Origin of the sequence: uncultured Planktosalinus sp. (assembly GCF_963973675.1) — a bacterium.
GTDB lineage: Bacteria > Bacteroidota > Bacteroidia > Flavobacteriales > Flavobacteriaceae > Planktosalinus.
On the sequence record NZ_CAXBAN010000397.1, the window covers coordinates 1 to 2,348 of the forward strand.

The window sequence follows — 2,348 nt, forward strand, 5'->3', positions numbered from 1 at the left end:
GATTTTTGAGATGGTTTATGCCACACACCCATTTGATGTAGTGGGCTATGACGGCTATAATTTCCCGTATGCATTTTCCATCCATGATTTTGAACCTATTACAGGTCGAATTCATCAACCGCCACCTGTACATCAAACTTTTGAAACCGATGCATTTGTTGTATGCTCTTTTGTTCCTCGTCTTTATGATTACCATCCACAATCTATTCCGGCACCATACAATCACAGTAACATTGACAGTGATGAGGTCTTGTATTATGTAGACGGTGATTTTATGAGTAGAACAGGAGTTAAACCTGGTAACATTTCACTGCACCCGGCCGGAATACCTCATGGGCCTCATCCCGGAACATATGAAGGCAGCATCGGAAAAAAAGAAACCCAAGAACTCGCTGTTATGGTTGACACTTTTAAACCGCTAATGCTTACTGATGAAGCCATGAAAATTGCAGATGAAACCTATTACCAATCCTGGTTAGAAAAATAAAAACCTTAAAATAAAACAATACAAACCATGAGTAAAGAAGTAAAATCAGTAGACTACGGTCTCGAAAAGATATTTGAAGGAGCACAAGACTTTTTACCCTTGTTGGGCACAGATTATGTGGAGTTTTATGTGGGCAATGCAAAGCAATCAGCACACTACTATAAAACCGCGTTTGGATTTCAATCCTATGCCTATTCAGGCCTGGAGACAGGAAATAAAGAACGTGCCTCATATGTTTTGAAGCAAGACAAAATAAGATTGGTGCTCACAACCCCATTATCAAGCAAATCACCTATAAACGAACATTTGGCAAAACATGGTGATGGCGTGAAGGTAGTTGCTCTTTGGGTCGAAGATGCAACCTCCGCCTTTGAAGAAACTACTAAACGTGGCGCAAAACCTTTTATGCAACCAACAGTAGAAAAAGATGAGCATGGAGAGGTTGTACGTTCAGGCATTTATACTTACGGAGAAACCGTTCATATATTTGTAGAAAGAAAAAACTACAATGGTGTCTTTTTACCCGGATTTGTTGAATGGAAATCAGACTATAACCCTGAGCCCGTTGGGTTGAAATTCATTGACCATATGGTAGGAAATGTTGGTTGGGGCGAAATGAATCAATGGGTGAAATGGTATGAAGATGTAATGGGATTTGTAAATTTCCTTTCATTTGATGATAAGCAAATACACACCGAATACTCTGCATTAATGAGTAAAGTAATGAGTAACGGAAACGGAAGAATAAAATTTCCCATAAATGAACCGGCAAAAGCTGCCAAAAAATCTCAGATAGAAGAATATATTGACTTTTATGAAGGTGCAGGTGTTCAGCACATAGCTGTCGCAACAGACGATATCATTAAAACCGTCGCCCAATTGAGAGCAAGAGGTGTTGAGTTTTTACCACCTCCACCACAAGCCTACTATGATGATATTCCAAGAAGGTTAGGTTCTCATATGGAAATTATGAAAGAAGACATCCGAGAACTGCAAGAGCTCTCCATTTTAGTAGATGCAGATGAAGAAGGTTATTTACTTCAAATTTTTACCAAGCCCGTTGAAGACAGACCAACCTTGTTTTTTGAAGTCATTCAGCGAATGGGAGCAAGAGGATTTGGAGCAGGTAATTTCAAAGCCCTTTTTGAGTCTATTGAAAGAGAACAAGCTCTTAGGGGTACTTTATAAAAAATCACAAAAAGAAACAATGTTGTTTTAGTTTGGAATAACAATTGCATTGGACAATTAAACATTAAAAAATGCCCTATGAAATTACTGTTTAAGATAACATTGTTTCTAATTTCTATAAATTTGAGTGCTCAAAACAAAGCGTTTCAGGACGGCGAATGGTTTAAATTCAAAGTTTCCTATTCCGGTTTTTTTAGTGCCGGCTATGCCACCCTTAAAGTTGACAATGCCATTTTAAACGGTAAAGAAGTTTATCACGTAAAGGGCTACGGTAAAAATACCGGCCTTTCAAGAATCTTTTTCAAAGTTGAAGACATTTACGAAACTTATATGGACAAGAAAAAGGACGTTCCATATAGGTTTATCAGAAACATCAATGAAGGAGGTCACACCCGTGATATTGTTGTGGACTTTGATCATCAAAAAAATCTAGCAAATGTTCACGACCGAAAAAAGAACACCAAAAATTCTTATGCATTTCCTGATGGAGTGCAGGATATGCTTTCAACCTTTTATTATTTAAGAAATAATCTTGATACAAAAAGTTTAAAACCGGGCGATTATTCTGATGTCGATATGTTTTATGGAGATGAAAGTTTCAAGTTTAGGTTAAAATTTTTGCGAAGAGAAGTAATAAAAACTAAATTTGGCCAAATTCAAGCACTCGTTTTCA

General features: G+C 37.4%; 3 protein-coding genes. All 3 read left to right on the forward strand.

Features of this window, described 5'->3' with window-relative positions:
- Window positions 1-487, forward strand: a 487-nt coding sequence (locus AACY61_RS12565; RefSeq protein ID WP_339611925.1) for a homogentisate 1,2-dioxygenase domain-containing protein, incomplete at its 5' end; no start/stop codon positions are given.
- Window positions 488-514: 27 nt separating this feature from the next.
- On the forward strand, window positions 515-1,675 hold the full coding sequence (hppD, locus tag AACY61_RS12570) for a 4-hydroxyphenylpyruvate dioxygenase (protein WP_339611926.1): 1,161 nt from the start codon (window positions 515-517) through the stop codon (window positions 1,673-1,675).
- Window positions 1,676-1,753: 78 nt separating this feature from the next.
- The coding region (locus AACY61_RS12575; protein WP_339611927.1) for a DUF3108 domain-containing protein at window positions 1,754-2,348 on the forward strand (595 nt) is incomplete at its 3' end.